The sequence below is a fragment of the Paenibacillus glycinis genome, assembly GCF_009909185.1.
GTDB classification, from domain to species: Bacteria; Bacillota; Bacilli; order Paenibacillales; family Paenibacillaceae; genus Paenibacillus_Z; species Paenibacillus_Z glycinis.
This window is the reverse complement of sequence record NZ_JAAAMV010000002.1, coordinates 329,134-348,526: the sequence shown is the minus strand read 5'-3', so window position 1 is coordinate 348,526 and position 19,393 is coordinate 329,134. Positions and strand designations below refer to the sequence as shown.

At 61.7% G+C, this 19,393-nt stretch carries 11 protein-coding genes; 8 read left to right on the top strand and 3 right to left on the bottom strand.

Annotated elements, in window-relative coordinates; translation table 11 throughout:
• Positions 1 to 102 precede the first annotated feature (102 nt).
• The 6 genes from GT019_RS05610 to GT019_RS05585 all read left to right on the top strand — a co-directional run bounded on the left by GT019_RS05610 (position 103) and on the right by GT019_RS05585 (position 7,611).
• Positions 103 to 801 carry a hypothetical protein gene (locus GT019_RS05610; protein WP_161741760.1) on the top strand — a complete coding sequence of 233 codons (699 nt, stop codon included), beginning with the start codon at positions 103 to 105 and terminating at the stop codon, positions 799 to 801.
• Between the two features lie 374 nt (positions 802 to 1,175).
• Positions 1,176 to 2,531, top strand: coding sequence for an ABC transporter substrate-binding protein (locus GT019_RS05605; RefSeq protein WP_161741759.1), 1,356 nt, complete (start codon positions 1,176 to 1,178; stop codon positions 2,529 to 2,531).
• A gap of 150 nt (positions 2,532 to 2,681) precedes the next feature.
• The gene (locus tag GT019_RS05600; RefSeq protein ID WP_235947028.1) at positions 2,682 to 3,548 is read left to right on the top strand and encodes a carbohydrate ABC transporter permease; all 867 of its coding nucleotides are present in this window, start codon (positions 2,682 to 2,684) and stop codon (positions 3,546 to 3,548) included.
• Positions 3,548 to 4,366, top strand: a complete 819-nt coding sequence (locus GT019_RS05595; protein WP_161742147.1) for a carbohydrate ABC transporter permease — start codon at positions 3,548 to 3,550, stop codon at positions 4,364 to 4,366. The genes GT019_RS05600 and GT019_RS05595 overlap by 1 nt, the downstream gene beginning before the upstream one ends.
• An 18-nt stretch (positions 4,367 to 4,384) precedes the next feature.
• Complete coding sequence (locus tag GT019_RS05590) at positions 4,385 to 6,118, top strand: cache domain-containing sensor histidine kinase (RefSeq protein WP_161741757.1); 1,734 nt, start codon at positions 4,385 to 4,387, stop codon at positions 6,116 to 6,118.
• Complete coding sequence (locus GT019_RS05585; protein WP_161741756.1) at positions 6,115 to 7,611, top strand: helix-turn-helix domain-containing protein; 1,497 nt, start codon at positions 6,115 to 6,117, stop codon at positions 7,609 to 7,611. Before GT019_RS05590 ends, GT019_RS05585 begins: the two co-directional genes overlap by 4 nt.
• A 155-nt stretch (positions 7,612 to 7,766) precedes the next feature.
• Here the strand turns inward: GT019_RS05585 and GT019_RS05580 are convergent, their stop codons facing one another.
• Positions 7,767 to 8,600, bottom strand: coding sequence for an exonuclease domain-containing protein (locus GT019_RS05580; protein WP_161741755.1), 834 nt, complete (start codon positions 8,598 to 8,600; stop codon positions 7,767 to 7,769).
• A 177-nt stretch (positions 8,601 to 8,777) separates the two neighbouring features.
• Between GT019_RS05580 and GT019_RS05575 the strand changes: the two genes are divergently transcribed.
• Positions 8,778 to 9,692: a permease gene (locus tag GT019_RS05575; protein ID WP_161741754.1), complete on the top strand. Its 915-nt coding sequence runs from the start codon at positions 8,778 to 8,780 to the stop codon at positions 9,690 to 9,692.
• Positions 9,689 to 10,906 (top strand): TIGR03943 family putative permease subunit, encoded by a 1,218-nt coding sequence (locus GT019_RS05570; RefSeq protein ID WP_201755249.1) that lies wholly within the window; start codon positions 9,689 to 9,691, stop codon positions 10,904 to 10,906. The genes GT019_RS05575 and GT019_RS05570 overlap by 4 nt, the downstream gene beginning before the upstream one ends.
• A 59-nt stretch (positions 10,907 to 10,965) precedes the next feature.
• Here the strand turns inward: GT019_RS05570 and GT019_RS05565 are convergent, their stop codons facing one another.
• The gene (locus GT019_RS05565; protein ID WP_161741753.1) at positions 10,966 to 12,639 is read right to left on the bottom strand and encodes a DUF11 domain-containing protein; all 1,674 of its coding nucleotides are present in this window, start codon (positions 12,637 to 12,639) and stop codon (positions 10,966 to 10,968) included.
• The gene (locus GT019_RS05560; RefSeq protein ID WP_328803913.1) at positions 12,636 to 19,316 is read right to left on the bottom strand and encodes a beta strand repeat-containing protein; all 6,681 of its coding nucleotides are present in this window, start codon (positions 19,314 to 19,316) and stop codon (positions 12,636 to 12,638) included. The genes GT019_RS05565 and GT019_RS05560 overlap by 4 nt, the downstream gene beginning before the upstream one ends.
• Positions 19,317 to 19,393: the final 77 nt, after the last annotated feature.

Genomic DNA, 19,393 nt, shown 5'->3' with positions numbered 1-19,393 from the left:
ACCGCTTGCACCGTGAATGTCACCGTATACAATGCCGCATACTACTTGTTAGTAACGCCGAGCGGTCAGCACGGGGTGAGATAACAGGGCGGTGATGTGTCCATGCAGGGAGAGATTGCCCTCGATTGGGATATTTATTTGTTGGCCGGCATCGGGTCGACGAGAACGATTTTCGCGGAATGCATCAAAGAGCTGCAGCGCCGCTATTCGGAATCGGGCAAAAGCTCGCGAATTCGCGAGCTGTTCCCGTACGGCGATCATACCCATAACTTCTACCGGCAGCTGCTGAAGGTGGGGAAGGATCTGTACCGGTTGAGCAAATCGGTGCAATACGGCGCGCACGCGGCGGCGGAACAGGTCAGGCAGCTGTCGGCGGGGAGGCCGGTGCTGTTCATCGGCCACAGCGGCGGCGGCGTGGCCGCGTACCGGGCGGCGGTCATGCTGTGGCGGGAAGGCGTGATCCCGGACTGGCGCGTCGTGCAGATCGGCTCGCCCCGGCAGCCGGTTCACGCGGACCATGCCGACAAGGTGCACTATATCGTCGCGGTGGACGACAAAGGCGAATGCGCGGATTTCATCACGCGGATCGGCACCTGGGGAGGCTTCAGCCCGAGCCGCAACGGCGTTCCGTTGTGGAACCGGGTCAAATACGCGCCGAAGCATATCGTGCCGGTTCCGATGCTCGGCGGCCATCAGCATTATTTCCGCAAAGAAGAGCCGTTCGTGCATCCCGAGCGGGGCTCGAACCTAAGGATGGTCACCGAAACGATCTGGGCATGCATCGCGGGCGGGCTGGGTTAATCGGCCTTAAGGACGGGATGCGTATCCCGCTTCGTCTCCGGCTTCGTCTCCCGCATAAGGCGGGGGCTGCCTCGCGCTCGCGCAATCGGCGGGCGGCGGCGCATCCTCTCGCCAGCGGGGTTTAACGTTTCGCGTTCCGCGCGACAAGGGCTGCAGCCAATCCGGCTGCGGCCCTTTTTTTTATGATTCATCGTTCCGCAAGCGTTCGGACGAAAGGAAAAACGGCGGCATTGCGCGAAATGGGACAGAGGGCGAGCAAATAAATGAGCGCGAGGAGCGAATATTCGGGGCATTTGAAAGCGTTATCAGTGGTGCTAGGATAGGGATATGGCACTCGCTTCCAAATATAAGCCAATTCAAGGAGGATTCGAAGGATGAGAAAGACGTGGATTACCGTTATCGCACTCCTGCTGATCGTCTCGACCGCGCTCGTCGGCTGCTCGCAGCGGTCCGGCGGCAACGACGGCGGCAACGTCGCGAACGATTCCGGCAGTGCCGGGAACGATGCGGACGGCAACGCGCCCAAAACCGACGATTCGGCCGAGCCCGTCAAATCGGACGGCGGCGAGAAAATCCGACTCACGGTATACAGCACGATCGGCGAGCTGAAAAACCAGGATATGATGAAGTCGATCGCCGCCGATTTCACCAAGGAAAATCCGAACATCCAAGTGGAATTCCAATTCCCCGGCGCGGAATACGAAAATATTTTGAAGGTCAAGATGGCCGCGAACGACCTGCCGGACGTCTTCGACACGCATGGCTGGGCGGTAATCCGCTACGGCAAATATTTGGCCGACCTGAAGGATGAGCCTTGGGCGGGCAATCTGACCGACACGATCAAACCGGTCGTCACGGACAAGGACGGCAAGCTCGAGGCGCTGGTGCTGAGCGAGGCGAAGGACGGCATCTCCTACAACGCCGATCTGCTCGAGAAGTACGGCATCGCGCCGCCGACGAGGTTCGCGGAGCTGATGGACGCCGCCGATAAGCTCAAGACGGAAAGCAACGGGGACGTCACGCCGTTCTTCATGTCCGGCATCGACAACGGCATGATCGGCGGCTTCCTCGATCTGTACGCCACTTCGCAGTACATCAGCCCGTCGACCAACGATTCGGCTTCGCTGCTGGACGGCTCGTTCGATTGGAAGAAATGGACGCCGCTCGCGCAAAAGCTGCTCGACATGCAGAAGAAAGGCTATATTAACAAGGACGTGCTCACCGCGAAATACACGGATATGCCGCAGCGCTTCGCGCAAGGGAAAATCGCCTTCGTCTTCGGCGCGCCGTCGTTCGCGGACGAGGTGTACAAAGTGAACAAGGACATCAAAATCGGCATCATGCCCCTGACGACGATGGTGGACGGCGATTCGCAGACGTTCTCCGGCGGCGAGCGGTATACGATGGGCGCATGGAAGGACGGCAAGCACCTGGAGGAGTCGAAGAAGCTGATCCAGTTCTTCGCCAAGCCGGAGAACATGTCCAAGATCGCCAACGCGACGAAGCTGCCGCCGGGGCTCAAGGATATTCCTTCCCAGCATGAGTTCACGACCTATTACGAGCAGTTCAAGGACGTGCGCGTCTTCCCTTATTTCGACCGCGTCTATTTGCCGAACGGCATGTGGGACGTCATGTGCAAGACGGGAACCGCGCTTGTCGCCGGCGACGTCACGCCGGCGCAATTCGCCGACAAGATGAAGCAGGAGTACGACCGGCTTCGCAATCAATAAGGATGGCCGGGGCAGGGAGGGGCAAGTCCGCCTTGCCCCGAACGACGAATTTGGCTCGGAGGGGAGCGCATGGCAAACGTACGACCCTTTACTACGAATGACGTCCGGCCGGACCCGGCGGCGCCGCTTGGCGGCCCGGCCGGGAAACGGATGCGCGGCAGCGCGTGGCTGAACCTGCTCTACGTGCCGGCGTTGATCCTGTTCGGCGTGTTCATCTTCTACCCGTTCATCAAGGGCGTCCAAATCTCGTTCACGAACTGGGACGGTTACAACCAGGATTTCAAATGGATCGGCGGTTTCAACTACAAGCGGATGTTCAGCGATCCCGACATGGGCAGGGTCATCCGCAATACGGTCATCTACGGCGTCGGCAGCGCCTTCCTGCAGAACGTCATCGGCCTCGCGTACGCGCTGTTTCTCAACATGAACCTCCGGACGCGCGGCCTCGTGCGGACGGTCATCTACCTGCCGGTCATCATCAGCTCGCTGATCATGGGCTACATCTGGTATTTCTTCTTCCAGTACGACGGCGGCGCGATCAACGATATCCTGCTGCTGTTCCAGGACGAACCTTCGAATCTGCTCGGCGACAAGGACTTTAACAGCTGGATCATTACGTTCGTCAACACGTACCAGTATCTAGGCATCGCGATGGTGCTCTTCCTGGCCGGCCTGCAGACGATCCCCAAGGATTACTACGAGGCGGCGACGATCGACGGGGCCACGGCGTTCGACCGGTTCCGCCACGTGACCTGGCCGTTGATCGCGCCTTCCTTGACGATCAGCATGGTGCTGAACCTGATCGGCGGCTTGAAGCTGTTCGACGTCATCGTCGCGATGACGAACAGCGGTCCGGGCTATGCGTCCGCGTCCATGTCCTCGATCATGTACCTGCTTTATTTCGGCCGGGAAGACGCGGGCTATGCCGCGACGATCGGCATTCTCATGTTCGTCATGATCTCCATCGTCAGCCTCGTCGCGCTGTTTCTTCTTCGCAGAAGGGAGGTGCACGCTTGATGGGACGCAATCGCAAGGCGTGGGCGACGATCGCGTCGCTCGCCATCTGCCTCGTGCATATCCTGCCGTTCTACATTCTGCTGACGACGTCGTTCAAGGCCTCCGACGATCTGAGCTCCAAGTGGGTGTTTCCGGGCTACCTGTACCTCGACAATTTCTCCAATGCGTGGCAGGAAGCGAATATGTTGACGGCCTTCCGAAGCAACGTCGTCGTGACGGCGATTTCCGTGGCGCTCATCATCGTCGTCGGTTCCGTCGCCGCATACCCGCTGGCCCGCTATCAGACGCGCTGGAACAAGTTCATCTACGCGCTGTTCGTCTCGGCGCTCATCGTGCCGCCGCTGACGATTCTCGTGCCGTTGTACAAATTCATGGTCGACATCGGCGGCATGAATCACTACTGGGGCATTATTCTGCTGTTCGTGACGTTCAACCTGCCGATGACGATCTTCCTGTACACGGGCTTTATCGGCACGATTCCCCGCGAGCTGGACGAGGCCGCGATGATCGACGGCGCCGGGCGCTTCGAATTGTTTTTCCGGATCCTGCTGCCGCTGCTGAAGCCGATTACGGCGACCGTCGTCATCCTGACCGGCGTCGCGGTGTGGAACGATTACCAGTTCTCGGTCTTCTTCCTCCAGCATCCCCATACCCGGACGATCACGGTCGCGCTCGCTTCCTTCTTCGGCCAGTACAACAGCAACATCGGCTGGGTGGCCGCGGGCTCGCTGATGGGCGCCCTGCCGATGATCGTGCTGTATCTGTTCCTGCAGCGGTATTTTATCTCCGGACTGGCCTCCGGCGCCATCAAAGGGTAGGAGGCGGTCATGCGGCAAATGAGACAATCCATCCGGCTCAAATTGACGCTCTTGTTCCTGCTTACGATCATCCTGCCGATTGTCGTCATCGTCGTGGAGCTTCCGGCCTATTACGTCACCTCTATTAAAGAGCAGCAGTCCTCGCTTATGGCGGGGACTTTAGCTGCTCTTACGTCGCATATCGAGACGTATCTCGACGACCTCGACCGGATGACGGTCACGCCGTACTTCTACGACGACGTCATGCGCGCGCTGAAGCTCAAGTCGACCTACGGCTGGAATTTGCTGACGGATTACGAACGGTACGAGGCGGGACAGACGCTCTCGACCACGCTTCCGAACGCGCTCAAGAATACCCGCAAAGACATTCTCGGCACGATCCTGCTGCCGATGGACGGTTCCGTGTACGTCTCCTCGACCAGCAATCTGACCGGCGCCGTGGAGGGGTATCCGTTCGAGAAGCAGGATTGGTACATTCAAGCGCTTCGGGCGGACGGGGACGTAGCCTTCATCAGCGTCCACGAGCAGGATTACCTGAACGGGGCGCGGGCGAACGTCTTCTCCGTCGCGCGGCTGATCAAGGATCCGGATTCCAGGCGCCCGCTCGGCGTGATCATGGCGGACGCGGATACGGTCGCCATCGAGCGGATGATCATGGGGATCGGCTTGAAACGCGGCGCGCTGGCCGCGATCCTCGACGATAAAGGGAAGCTGATCTACGCCAGCGGGCCGATCCCCGACGAGGTGCGGGCCCAGTTGGCGAAGGGGCACGGCATCGTCCGCGCGGCGAACGACGATTACAACGTCGTGAGCAAAACGGTAACGCGCTCCAAATGGGGCTTGTACGTGCTGTTTCCGGAGTCCGCGGTCAAGCGGAAGCTCGACCGCGTGTACGAGGTCGGCTTTGGGTTTGCAGGCGGCGGCATCGTCGTGGCCGTCATTCTCTATGCGGCCGTGTCCCATTGGATGGTGACGCCGTTCAAGCGGATGGTGCAAACGATGAAGCGCGTGCAGCGCGGCGACATGACGGCGTTCTATCCCGTGAAGGGCAGCGACGAAGTCGCGCAGCTCGGCGCGAATTTGAACACGATGATCAGCCGCCTCGGCGAGCTGATCGACCGCGAATACCGCGCCGTGCTCGGCCGGCGGAATGCGGAGTTCCATGCGCTGCAGTCTCAGATCCAGCCCCATTTTCTCTATAATACGCTGAACGGCTTCATCGGCTTGAACCGGGCGGGACAGCGCGCGCTGCTGGAACGCGCGATTCTCTCGCTGAGCGGCATGCTCCGCTATACGCTCGAGAAGAACGATCGCGCGAGCCTGAGGGAGGAGATGGCGTTCGTGGAACAATACTGCGAGCTGCAGCAGATGCGCTTCGCCGATAAGCTGGAGCTGGACATCGATCTCGCTCCCGGCGTCCAGGATATGCTACTTCCGAAGCTGCTGCTCCAGCCGCTCGTCGAGAACGCCGTCATTCACGGCGTCGAGCCGTCCGCGGCGCCATGCCTGCTGACCATTCGCGCGGACGTCGAAGCGCCAGGAGAACCGGATGCGGCATGTCTCTGCATACAAGTGTCGGACGACGGCGTCGGCTTCGAGCCCGGGGAAGGACGGAGCGGCGTCGGTTTGACGAACGTGCGCGAACGGCTGATGCTGGCGTACGGTCAGGCGTCCATGCTCGTCCAATCCAAGCCGGGACTAGGCACGACGGTAAAGCTACGAATTCCGTTAAAGGATGTGGTGCGCGCATGAAGATCGTCATTGCCGACGACGAGAATCCCGTTCGTTACGCCCTCCGAAGCATGATCGGCGAGATGGATGCGTCCTGGACGATCGCCGGCGAGACATCGAACGGCGAAGGACTGCTCGGTCTGTTGTCCGAGCATCGGCCCAACGTCGCCATCGTCGACATCCGCATGCCCGGGATGGACGGACTCGAGGCGATCCGGCGGGGCAAGCTGCTGTCGCCGATGACCAAGTGGATCATTTTGAGCGGCTATTCCGATTTTCGCTTCGCGCAGGAAGCCCTCAAGCTCGGCGCCTCGGAATACATGCTGAAGCCGGTCGGCCCGGAGGAGCTGGAGCGGGCGCTATATGCGACGTACAAGGATGGCAGGGATCTCCTGCTGCTGCATAACGAGCGGTTCGGCTGCAACCTATCCGCGCTCGTCAACGGCTTGATCTCCGTCCGGCTCGAGGACCGGGAGGGCATCTTCCATCAAGGAAGCTTCATGGGGGCCGTCTTCGAGCTGGACCGGCCCGCCGGCGGCTTGGGGCGCGCCGAAGCGCATGAAGCGTTCTACCGGAGCTTGACGGATTGTCTCGAGGCGCATCTGCATTCCGGCGTCTTGCTTGCGGTCGTGACGCTGCCGGGCGGCGAGCTGGCGGCGGTCTCGGCGCGTGAGAGTGGAAATCGATGCGGGGGAAAGCGCCAGGCCGCGGACTTCTTCGAAGCGGTCAAACGCATCGCCGCGAGCGCGAGCGGGCCGGATGAGGCGATCACCGTGCTGATGACGGGTGAATGCCGGGGTTTCAAGGAGCTCGGCGGCAGACTGTCGCTGCTGCAGCGGGTGCGGGATCTGCGTTTTTTTTGCGGTTTCGGGGAAGCGATCGAATACGAGGCATGGCAAGGCACGGCAGGCAGGGAGGAACTGCTGGCAATCGGAAGGCTGCTGTCCGCGGGACTTGAATATTTGCAGGATAGGCAATATTTGAACTTTCAAAACGCGCTGTCGGAGCTGGAGCCGCTATGGTCGAAGTGGGAGATCGGCGGACGCGAGTCCGAGAAGCGCTCGCTGCTCCGGTACTTGAGGCATGCGGCGGCGGGTATTCGGCTGCCCGAAGACGGCCTGGCCGAGGGCATGATCGTCGAGCTGCGGTCGTATGGGGAAAAGGTTTTGCGCGAAGGCAAGTCGAAGGAAGACGCGAGGCACGACGTCGTCGCGCAGGTGCTGCGGCATATCGAGCGGCATTATGCCGAGGAGGTCGGCATCGGCCAGCTGGCCGATCTGCTGAACGTGTCGCCGAGCTATCTCAGCACGCAATTTCATAAGAAGACCGGCATGACGTTCATGAAGTACCTGACTCAGCTTCGCATGGGCAAGGCGGAGGAGCTGCTGATCGGCACCCGCCTGCAAATCAAACAGATCGCCGAAGAGGTCGGCTACTTCAGCACGCGGCATTTTACGAAGCTGTTCACGGAGGCGTACGGGAAATACCCGTCCGATTACCGGAAGCCGGTCTGAGACGGCAGTCCGATAAGCAGACGGGTGGAGTAGCAAATCCGATAGATCCACGAGGCGGATCCGATGCTTCCGGCGGAAGGCATTCGTTCAATCCGGAATTCCGGAAGCCGATCCGATGCGATATCCTAAACCGGCGCGGGCTCGAGACCGGCCGGTCATTGCACGGAGGACGATTCGTCCGCGGACCGCGGTTCCGTCTTGGCCGCCGCAGGCTCCGCGGACGGCTTCGGCTTGCGCTGCGGTTTGGCCATCTCGGCGTCGAACACCGCCTCGAGCTCCGCCATCTTGCGCACGTCGTCCGTCGCGAGCTTGCCCGTCAACACATGCTCCACGATGAGCGGCCACGTCGGCGTAACCTTCTGCGCGGCAATGATCCGGATGGCGTTCTTGACGAGCTTGCGTTCCTTGGCGTTGGAGTAAACGTCCACGTACTGCTGGACGCGCTCGAAGTTCAGGTGCGGGAATACCGCCCTCAGGATCTCCGCCGTCATGCGGGCATCGTCCAGCGCGCGGTGGGCCTGGATGTCGTCGCCGCTAAGCCCGAGATCGGCCAGGGCGTTCTCCACGCTCACGTCGTTCGTGACGCCTTTGTACCGGATATACCCTTTCAGCAAATCGTAATAGTTGACCCCGAGCCAGTACGCGTCGTCCAGGCCGTGCATCCGCGTGTCGAAGACGATGCGCTTCATGTCCTCGCCGCCCCACGTGATGATCAGATACCGTTCGCTCGGGCCGAGCCATGCGAGGAAATCCCGGATGACGGCCGGGAAACCGTCCGCGGCGTCGATGCCCTCCTGCGGGATGCCGGTCTTCTTCTGGATGAAGTCGTTCAGCTTGGCGAAATAAACCGGCTTGACGAGCGCCGTGAATTGGCTCGTCTGCCGAAGCTCCGCGTCCAGTCTGACCGCGCCGATCTCGATGACCTCCATAGGCAGGTCGCTGGCGAATTTTCTTCCGTTGAATTCAATATCGAGTACGATGTAGTCCACGTCCGTTAACCTCCGCTGCATTGATGTCGCTCTCCATTCTAACAGATTACCGCCGCCGCTGTCGCGGTGCAAAAAATCCGCGCTCCCGGACGCGGAAGCGTCATTGGATTTCGGCCGCGGAATGATAGATAATGGGGGAAGTAGATAGAGTAGGGGACTTTGCTTCGGAGGTATAATGTGGTTACGTTTCTTCAGCTTAATACGATTTTTCTCAGCATGATCATGGAAGCGATTCCGTTCATCCTGCTCGGCGTCATCGTCTCCGGTCTCATCCAGACGTTCCTATCGGAGCGCTGGATCGCGCGGGTCATGCCGCGCAACCGCTTCGCGGCTTCGCTGCTCGGATGCGGCGTCGGGCTGCTGTTCCCCGCATGCGAATGCGGCATCGTGCCAATCACGCGAAGGCTGCTCCGCAAGGGCGTGCCGCTGCATGCCGGCATCGCGTTCATGCTGACGGGGCCGATCATCAACCCGATCGTCCTGGCGGCGACGTACATTGCGTTCGGCAATGATTGGCATATGGTGCTGGTGCGCGGAGGGGCTGCCGTCGTCGTCGCTTACGTGACGGCGATCGTGATATCTTTCCTCTATCCGAAGCTTCCGATGCGCTTGCGCGAGGATGCGATGATGGAGACGGCGGCAGCTTCGGAGACGGCAGCCGCTCCGGTCGACCGAGAACCGCTCGCGCGCCGCTTGTACCATGTCATGCTGCACGCGATCGACGAATTTTTCTCCGTGGGCAAGTATTTGGTGCTCGGCGCCTTCATCGCGGCTTCCATGCAGACGTTCATTCCGACGGCTTCGCTCATGAAGCTGGGCGGCAACCCGGTTACCGCTTCGCTCGTCATGATTTGCCTGGCGTTCGTCATGTCGCTGTGCTCGGAAGCCGACGCCTTCATCGCGTCTTCGTTCCGCGGCACGTTCTCGATCGGGGCGCTCTCGGCGTTCCTCGTCTTCGGCCCGATGATCGATATCAAGAACACCTTGATGCTGCTCGGCGTGTTCCGCGGCAAGTTCGTGCTTGTCCTGATCGGACTCATCGTCGCCAGCACGCTGGGCGTATCGCTGCTCGTGGGGAGGCTGCTGGGATGATTCGATTGTATGTGTTGGCGGGATTCGCCTGCTTGTTCCTGATGATGAACATGAACGGCAATTTGAACAAATACATCAATACCAAATACGCTTATCTGTCGGAGAGCGCGATCGTGCTGCTGGGCGTCCTGTTCGTGTTCGAATTTATCCGCCTGTACGCGAAAGAGCGCGAAGCGGGCAAGCGCAAGGCCAAGCTGGCGGCCGAGGAAGGCGTCATGGCAGCGAAGGCGGCTGACGGGGGAAGCGTCAGGGCAGCGGAGAACGCGGGCGAGGGAGAGGTTCATGAACGCCTAGCGCATGCTGCGCGAGAGCGCGGCGAGCATCCCGGGCAATCTCGAGTTCCGGACCGGCTCTCCGAGCATATGGAACATGCGGAACATGCGGACAATATTGACGGGGCTCGCGACCGCGATTACCGCGATCATGATCTCGTTCATGCCAGCCATGAACTTGATGGTCATGACCACAACGGACATGACCATCATCGCCATGAAGATGATCACCATGGACATGACCATCATCACTATGAAGATGATCACCATGGACATGACCATCATCACCATCATCACCGTGACCACCACGGGCATTCGCACGAGCAGCCGATCCGATGGAAACGGTACCTCGGCTACGGCATTCTCGTCTTCCCGCTGTTGACCGGGTTCTTCCTGCCCGTGCAGACGCTGGACTCCAGCTTCGTGAAAGCGAAGGGCTTCTCGTTCCCGGATTTCAACGTATCCGCCGACAACCCCGGCTTCCACCAGTTTCTGAAGCCCGACACGAGCGTCTTCTACGGGAAGCAAGGCTATGCCAAGGTGTCCAAGAAGGAGCTGGACGAGTTCTTGACGGCGAAGGACGTGCAGTTCACGGACGCGAACTTCTTGAAGGGGCTCGAGGCGCTGTACAATTATCCCGACGCGTTCATCGGCCGGACGGTCAGCTTCGACGGCTTCATATACAAGGGCGACCAGGCGAGAGGCAACCAATATTTCGTCTTCCGGTTCGGCTTCATTCACTGCGTGGCCGATTCCGGCGTGTTCGGGATGCTGGTGAATTTCCCGGCAGGCTCGACGTTCCGGAACGATCAATGGGTGCACGTAACCGGCAAACTGGGCTCTGAGTTTTACCAGCCGTTCAAGCAGACGCTGCCGGTGCTGACCGTGAAGGAATGGACGGGCATCGCCAAGCCCAAGGACCCGTACGTGTATCGTGCGTAACGCAGGACGCATATCAAAGCGCGGCGCTCCCGTTGAAGGAGCGCCGCGCTTTTTCGCGCTTATTCATCGTCCGATTCGATGCGGACGGTCGCTTCGTTCGAGAAGACCGAGGAGGCGGCCTGTTGCTTGTTTACGACATAGCTGTACGCGGCGCGAACGCGGAACCGAATCCGATGCTGCAGCGGATGGCGGAAGACGCGCAGCAGATAGGTCACCGTCGCGGCGCCGTCCGGCGGCAGCGTGCCGACCGGAATCGCTTCGCCGGTTGCGGCGGACACCGCATTCCCGTCAACGAAGACGCTGTCCGGCACCAGCGTCGTCTCGCTTGGCACGATATCATGGAGAGCGATATATGCGGAATAATTGCCATTATTAGTAAGCCGGACATCGGCTTGAAACGTTTCGCCGGCTTCGATGAGTTCGGGTTTGGCTTCGAGATGCGCGGTGACGACAGGGAGAACGAGCGGTACTACGACCGTATTGGTTACCAACGCATCCGTAACGGGCAGACCGTTCGGCAGCCGGAAGGCGTATTCCAGAATGGCGCGGTTTACGAGCACGGGTTGCAGCGGTTGGATGACCGCTCGAGTTACGGTAACGTTGTACGTCAACGTAAACGAGAGGCCTGGCGGCAGAAAACCGAGCGCTACGCCGTTGACCGGATCGGCGCCGGGAATCGTCACGCCGTTCAGCACGACGCTGCCCTGCACGAAAGCGGTACCCGAAGGAATGAGGTCTTTGGCAACGACGCTTGTATCGAGCGTTCCCGCATTGGTGATGAAGACCGTATAGGTGAGTATATCGTCGATCGTGGCCAATTCCGGGGCGACGTCGATCACCGCGCTTAACGCCGGCCCATAGACGATCGCCGTCACGGGATTCGAATCCGCGCTTTGCTCGAACTGGCCGTAATTGAAGACGAGCCTTGCCTGATTGGTAAGCCGTGTCTGGACCGGCACTTCGAGCACGACGGCGTTGAACAGGATCTGCCTGGAAGTGCCCGGCTCGATGATTCCGAGCGGAATGCCGCCGGCCGGCGATGCCGAAGGATTGCGGACGCCGTTTATCGTCACGCTCCCCGGCACGAAGCCGGTCCCGGAGGGAAGCGGATCGAACAGCACGCTTTGCCGGAGGGGTTCCGACCCTTCGTTCGCGGCGATCACGCTGTACGTAATCATGTCCCCGACGAAGGTCACCGCGGTGGAAACGCTTTTCTGCAGGCTGACGGCCAGCGCCGTGACGGGTAACGTGACGACGTTGGACAAGGAAGAGCCGCTGATGACGCGATGGTCCAGGGTGACGAAGGTATAATCCGCCAGCGCCTGATTCTCGAGCACGCCGGACGGCGGCACGACGGTCAAGATGAGCTGGTATACGATCGTGTAGACACTGCCGGGGTTTACCTCGCCTAGCGGAATGCCCGCTCCCGGCGCAATGCCGGGAACGGGCGTTCCATTGACCAGAATGCTGTTGGGCACGTAGATCGTTCCGGGAGGCAGGCTGTCGTACACGATGACGTTCGCGGCGCGGTTGCCGCTGTTGCCGACCGTGATCCGGTACGTGACGGGAAGCGACAAGCCGGCCTGCGCCGCATCGGCGAACTTGGCGATCGCGATGCTCGCCCCGTTGATCTGGGTATTCACGGTATTGGAATAAGCGAATTCGGTGGTCGTGCCGTTATCGAAGGTCACGACCGATTGGTTGCTGACCGTCTGCGGCAGGCTTTCGGTCATAGCACGAGCACCTGGAACGTGACGGTCGATACGGCTCCGGCGGCAATGGTGCCGACCGGAATCCCGCTGTTCGGATTGGCCGCGGGAACCGGCACTCCGTTGACGGTCACGCTGCCCGCGATGAAGGTGACGCCGGCAGGCACGGGATCGACCACGGTGACGCTATTGACCGGCGAAATGCCGTTGTTCGTGACGGTAATCGTATACGTGATCGTGTCGCCGCTGACCGCGTCGATGGCATTCGTGGTCTTGACGACCGTGACGTTCGGCGAAGACACCGGAATGACGACGACGTTGGAAAGTACGGAGCCGAATAGGGTTCTGCCGTCCGGCGGGGAGAACGAATAAGATGCGGTCGCCTGGTTGACCAGCTGCTGCGGCGACGGCAACGCGTCGACCGTAACCTGCAGCGAGACGAGCACGTGCACCGAAGCGCCCGGGGGGACGACGCCGATCGGGATACCGGTCGTAGGGTCGGCGCCCGGCTGCGGAACGCCGCCGACGGTCACGCTGTTCGGCACGAATTCGGCGCCGACCGGGATCGTATCGAAGACCGTGACGGTCGCCGCCAGATTGCCCGTATTGGTGACGTCGAGCGAATAGGTGATCGTGTCGCCGACGGTGGCGCTGGCCGTGCTGGCGGTCTTGAGCACGCCGATGATCGGATTGTACACGGGCGTCGTGACCGTGTTGGACGTGCTCGTGCCGGAGAACACGCCGGAGGTGAAGCTGACCTTCGATTGGTTGCTGATGAGACCGGACCCGGGCAGCGAATTGACCGTGACGTTGAAGGATACCGTGACCGAGGCGCTCGGCGCGATCGTGCCGACCGGAATGCCCGTTGCCGGGTCGGCGCTCGGCTGCGGAATGCCCCCGACGACGACGGTTCCCGGCACGAACGTCGTTCCCGCCGGGACGATGTCGCTCAGCACGACGCTGGTTACGGTCGCGATGGACACGTTCGTCACGAGACTCGAGTACGTCACGATATCGCCGATGACGGCATCCGTCGACGGCGTGCTCTTGACGACCGTCAAGTTCGGCGAGCTGACAGGAATTTGCAGGATGTTCGATTGGGCGCTGCGCGAGAAGGAACGCGTATCCGGCAGGGTATAGAGGTAATTGCTCGTCGCTTGGTTGATGAGCTGCTGCGTCGCCGGAAGCGAGACGATCAGGTATTCGAACGTCGTCGTCACGCTGCCGCCGGGCGGCACGATGCCGATGCTGAAGCCGACCGACGGGTCTGCCCCTGCTTGCGGCGCGCCGCCGACCACGACGCTGTTCGGCACGAACGTCGTGCCGTCCGGCACGTTGTCGAAGAGCGTGACCTGCGCCGGATAATTGCCGCTGTTCGTCGCGACGACCGTATAGCTGACGTTGCTGCCCACGCTGGCGAGAATCGTCGGCGAACTTTTCGCGAGGGAGATAACCGGTTCATAGACCGGCGTCGTGACCGTGTTCGAGAACGTGACCGCCGAGAAGACGCCCGACGTGAAGCTGACCGAGGAGCGGTTGCTGACCAATCCGCCTGCCGGAACCGCGTTGACGGTAACGCTGAACGTCACCGTCACCGAGCCTCCCGCCGGGATGGACCCGAGCGAGAACCCGGCGGCCGGATTGGCGTTCGGCTGCGCGACGCCGCCGATCGTGACGCTTCCCGTCTGGAACGAAGTGCCCGCCGGAATCGGGTCGGAGAAGACGACATTATCGACCGGCGCGATCCCGCCGTTTCCGACGACGATGCTGTACGACAAGGTGTCGCCGGTCGTGAGCGCCGTGCTGGCCGTGCTTTTGACGACGCTGACGTCCGGAGGAGATACCGGGAACGAGAGCGTATTGGAGAGCGACGAGCCGGTTAGCGTCCGGCCGTCCGGAAGCGTATAAGCGTAAGAGGCCGTCGCTTGATTGGATAATTGCTGTCCCGCCGGCAGCGAGTTGATGACGACGGAGAACGTCACGGTCGTCGTCGTTCCCGGCGCGATGACGTTGAGCGGGATGCCCGTGACCGGATCCGCGCCCGGCTGCGGCGTGCCGTTGACGATGACGCTGTTCGGCACGAACGAGACCTCCGGCGCGATCGTATCCGTCAGGGTGGTGAGCGCCACGTAGTTGCCGGTATTGGAGACGGCGAACGAATAATTGACCGTATCGCCGACGGTGGCGTTCGTCGTGCTTGCCGATTTCACCACTCCGATGACCGGCTGGAAGACCGGGATGTTGACGGTGTTTGAGAAGCTGATGCCGGAGAACGCGCCGGACGTGTAAGAGACGGTGGATTGGTTCGTGATCGTCGCCGGCGTCGGCACGGACGTAACGGTCAGCGCGTACGCGACCGTCGCGTTGGCGCCGCTCGCAATCGTGCCCAGCGTGACGCCGGAAGCCGGATTGCCGCCCGGCACGACGATGCCGTTCACCGTCACGCTGCCCGGAACGAGCGCCGTGCCGGCCGGAATGCCGTCGATGAACACGACATTGGAGATCGGCGCGATGCCCGCGTTCGATACCAGCACCGAATAGGGGATGACGTCCCCGACGGAAACGGCGGTCGACGTGGACGATTTCACGGCGGTCACATTGGGCGAAGAGACGGGAATGGACAGCGTGTTGGACTGCTGGGTCCGCGTCAGGAGCCGGCCGTCGGGCGGCGTGAACGTATAGGTCGACGACGCTTGGTTGACCAGGAATTGCGGATTGGGCAGCGAGTCGATGACGACGGAGAACATGACGAATGTGGTCGCCCCGGGATTGATCGTGCCGGCATTGATGCCGCCCGTCGGCGTGGCGCCCGGCTGCGGCGTGCCGTTGACGATGACGCTGTTCGCCTGGAACGTCGTCGTCGTCGGCACGGTATCCGTCACGGTCACGTTGGCGGGCAAATTGCCGGTGTTGCTGACCGCGATCGTGAACGTGACGGTATCGCCGACGGACGCGTTCGCCGTATTGGCCGTTTTGACCATCCCGATGATCGGCTGCGTCACCGGCGTCGTCGTCACGTTGGACGAGGACGTGGCGGAGAATGCGCCGGACGTGAAGCTGACGGTCGACTGATTGAGAATCTGATCGGAAACAGGCATATTAATATTCACCCCATAGGTCACGGTCGCAGAGGCGCCTGGCGCCAAGGAACCGATCAGAATACCGGCGGAAGGATCCGCCTGTGGTCTTGCCGCTCCGTTCACCGTCACGCTGCCCGGCACGAAGGAAGTGCCGGGTATCGCGGGCCCGACGAAGGTGACGTTGTTGACGGTCGCGATGCCGTTGTTCGTCACGACGCCGGTATAGACGATCGTGTCGCCCGTCACCGCGTCGACGGCCGTCGTGCTGAGGACGACGGAAACGTTCGGCGCGGAGACGGGGATGGTCACGACGTTGGACGGCGTATTGCCGGAGAGCGTCCTGCTGTCGGGCAGCGTATAGGAATAGGCGGCGTTTCCTTGGTTGACGAGCTGCTGCGGATTAGGCAGGGAATCGACGACGACCTCGAAGGTGACGACGGCCGAGCCCGCGGGAGCGATCGTGAAGATCGGAATGCCGGTGGCCGGGTTGGTGCCCGGCTGCGGCGCGCCGTTCAGCAGAACGGAGTTGGTGATGAACGTCGTGCCCGCCGGGATATTGTCCGTTACGTTGACGTTCGCGCCGATATTGCCGGTATTTTGCACCTGCAGCGTGTAGACCACCGTGTCGCCGAGCGTCGCCGCCGTCCGGTTCGCGCTCTTCAGCATCGAGATGATCGGTTGAAACACGGGAATGGCGATCGTGTTCGAGAACGACGATCCGGTGAAGGCGCCGGAGGTAAAGCTGACCGCGCCCCGGTTGCTCAGGGAACCGCCTGCCGGTACCGCGACGACCGCGACCCGGAACGAGACGGTCACCGAGGCGGACGGCGCGATCGAACCGACGGCCACGCCGGATGCCGGATTGGCCGAAGGCGCGGGAACACCGCCGACGAGCACGCTGCCGGCGATGAACTGGGAGCCGTCCGGAATCGGATCCGAGACGATGACCTGCGTAACGGGCACGATGCCGTTGTTGGTCACGACGAGCGTGTACGTGACTTCGTCTCCGACCGCGGCGACCGATTCGCTTGCGCTTTTGGCGACGGTTACGTTCGGCGAGGAGGCGGGAATGTTGACCGCATTGGAATTGACGGCGCCGTTGAACGTCCGGTTGTCCGGCAGCGTATACGCATACGCGATCGATCCCTGGTTGATGAGATTCGGGGGATTCGGCAGCGATTGCAGCACGACCGAGAAGACCACCGTCGCGGAACCGCCCGCGGCGACTACGCCTATCGGGATGCCGGTTTGCGGGGTGGCGGCCGGTCGAGGCGAGCCGTTGACGGAGATGCTGTTCGGGACGTAGACCGTGCCGGCCGGCAGCGCATCCGTCAGCGTCAGCAGCGCAACGTAATTGCCCGCATTCTGGATCGCGAACGTGTACGTGATGGTATCGCCGACGGTGGCCTGCGTCTCGCTGGCCGATTTCTGCGCGCCGATCACCGGCAGGAAAGCCGGCACGCTGACCGAGTTGGAAAGGGAAACGCCGGTGAACGTTCCCGAGCTGTAGGAGGTCGAAGACCGGTTGCTGATCTGCGCAGGGCTCGGCAGCGACGTGACGAGCACTTGAAACACGACCGTCGAGGAGCTTCCCGCCGCGATCGTGCCGAGCGAGATGCCGCCGGCCGGCACGGCGTTTGGCTGGGCGACGCCGTTCACGGTGACGGAACCCGATACGAAGGCGGTTCCCGCGGGAACCGGATCATTGAAGATCACGTTCGTCACCGGGGCCACGCCGCTGTTGGCGACGACCGTCGTGAACGTGACCGTATCCCCGACGGTCGTCGCCGTCCGGTTCGCGCTTTTCGTTGAATTGACGTTCGGCAGGCTGACGGGAATCGTGAGCGTGTTCGATGCCGCCGAACCGTTCAGCGTTCGGCCGTCAGGCGGACTGTAGATATACGTCGCGGTTGCTTGGTCCGTCAGCTGCGGCGGCGACGGAAGGCTGTTGACGAGCACCTGGAAAGTAACGGTCCGCGAACCGCCGGCCGGCACGACGCCGATGTTGACGCCGGTTGCCGGATTGGCGCCCGGCTGGGTGACGCCGTTTACGGCAAAGCTGTTCGGCACGAACGTGCTGCCCGCCGGGATGTTGTCGGTAAAGGTCGTGGTCGCGCCGATGCTGCCGGTATTCGAGACGAGCACCGAGTACGTGACGGTAGAACCGACGGACGCGTTCGCGGTATTCGCGCTCTTGGTCATCGCGATGACCGGCGCGTAGACGGGCGTATTGACCGTGTTCGACGGGATGACCCCGCTGATCACGTCCCCGCCCGCGACGCTCTGGAACGTAAAGGCGGCGTTGGCGGTGTTCGACAGCTGCTGCGAGTTCGGCAGCGAGGTCACGACGGCCCGATATGTAAGCGTGACGGAGGTGCCGAAGGCCAAGGAGCCGATGGGAACGCCGGCCGTGATGTCGGCCGTCGGCCTCGATACGCCGGAGACGACGACGCTTCCGGCGACGAAGGCGGAGCCTGCCGGCAGCGTATCGCTGACGACGACGCTTGCCGCGCTCGCGTTGCCGGTGTTGTTGACGGTGACGGTATACGTGATCTGATCGCCGATGACGGTGCCCGCGACGTTCGCGCTCTTGGAGACGGTGATCGTAGGCGAATTGATGTTGACTTGGATGGCGACGCCGTTGACGACGTAGGCATCGCCGGAGGTCGTGAGCCGGAGCACCGCCGACGATTGATTGTTGGCCAGCTGCGCGGAAACGTTAATGTTGGTGATGTCCCAGCCTTGCCGGCCGCCGACGATATTGGAGCCCGGAGCGCCGTTGACTTGATTCCGGGTGCCGAAGGTGCCGGTTTGGTCCAGGTTGCCCGCATCGTTGTTGATCTGCGAGGCGAAGAAGTTGTTCGCGAAATTGTTCGGTCCCGACAACGCGACGAGCGCCGCCGCGGTCGGTCCGAACAGGGCTTGATCGCCCGAACGGTTGGCATCGCCTTCCTGCGCGCTGAATAACGCCCTGCCCCCGAGCGTCCCGGTTACCGGCGTTGCGAAGCCCGTCAGCGTCGTCGTGACGGGACCGGAATCCGCTTGGATAAGCACGGCGCCGGCGCGCAGCGACATGTTGCGAAACGGAAGGGTCGGGTTGGCGTAAATGACGCCAAGCGTCCAACCGGCATGATTGATGGTCGCGTCGGTGACGGTGATGGTTCCGACGATGGCGCCGGCGGTATACGTCCCCGCGCCGCTTTGCTGGATGAGCGACGTGACGTTGGCGGAACGGGTATAACCGAGCTGCCCCGAGCCCAGGTCGAACGTGTTGGCGGTTGCGGGATCCGGCGTGACGCTGGCCGACGTGCCGTTCGGCAGAACGAGCGTGACGGGATTGTTGATCGCCGCGCTCAAATTCACGCCCGGAACGAGATAAGAGCCGCCCCAAATCAGCTCCGCGTAGACGACGGAGCTGCCTGACGGCAATACGAGTATCGCGGACGAATTGTTGAGCAGATAGTTATTCGTCGTTCCGAACGGATACGTGCCGAACCGAACGGCGGTGTTGGTCGTGACGAACGCGCCGATGCTGTCTTGGGTACCGGGAACGCCCTCCGTCGTCGAACGGCTGAGACCGAGCGTATTGCCGGTAAAAGTGATGGCGCCGGTCAAATTCACGGTAGCCCGAACTACGAGAGCAATGTTCCTCACCCCCTATCGTGTGAGTGACTGAATACACTATAGGAGCATATGCG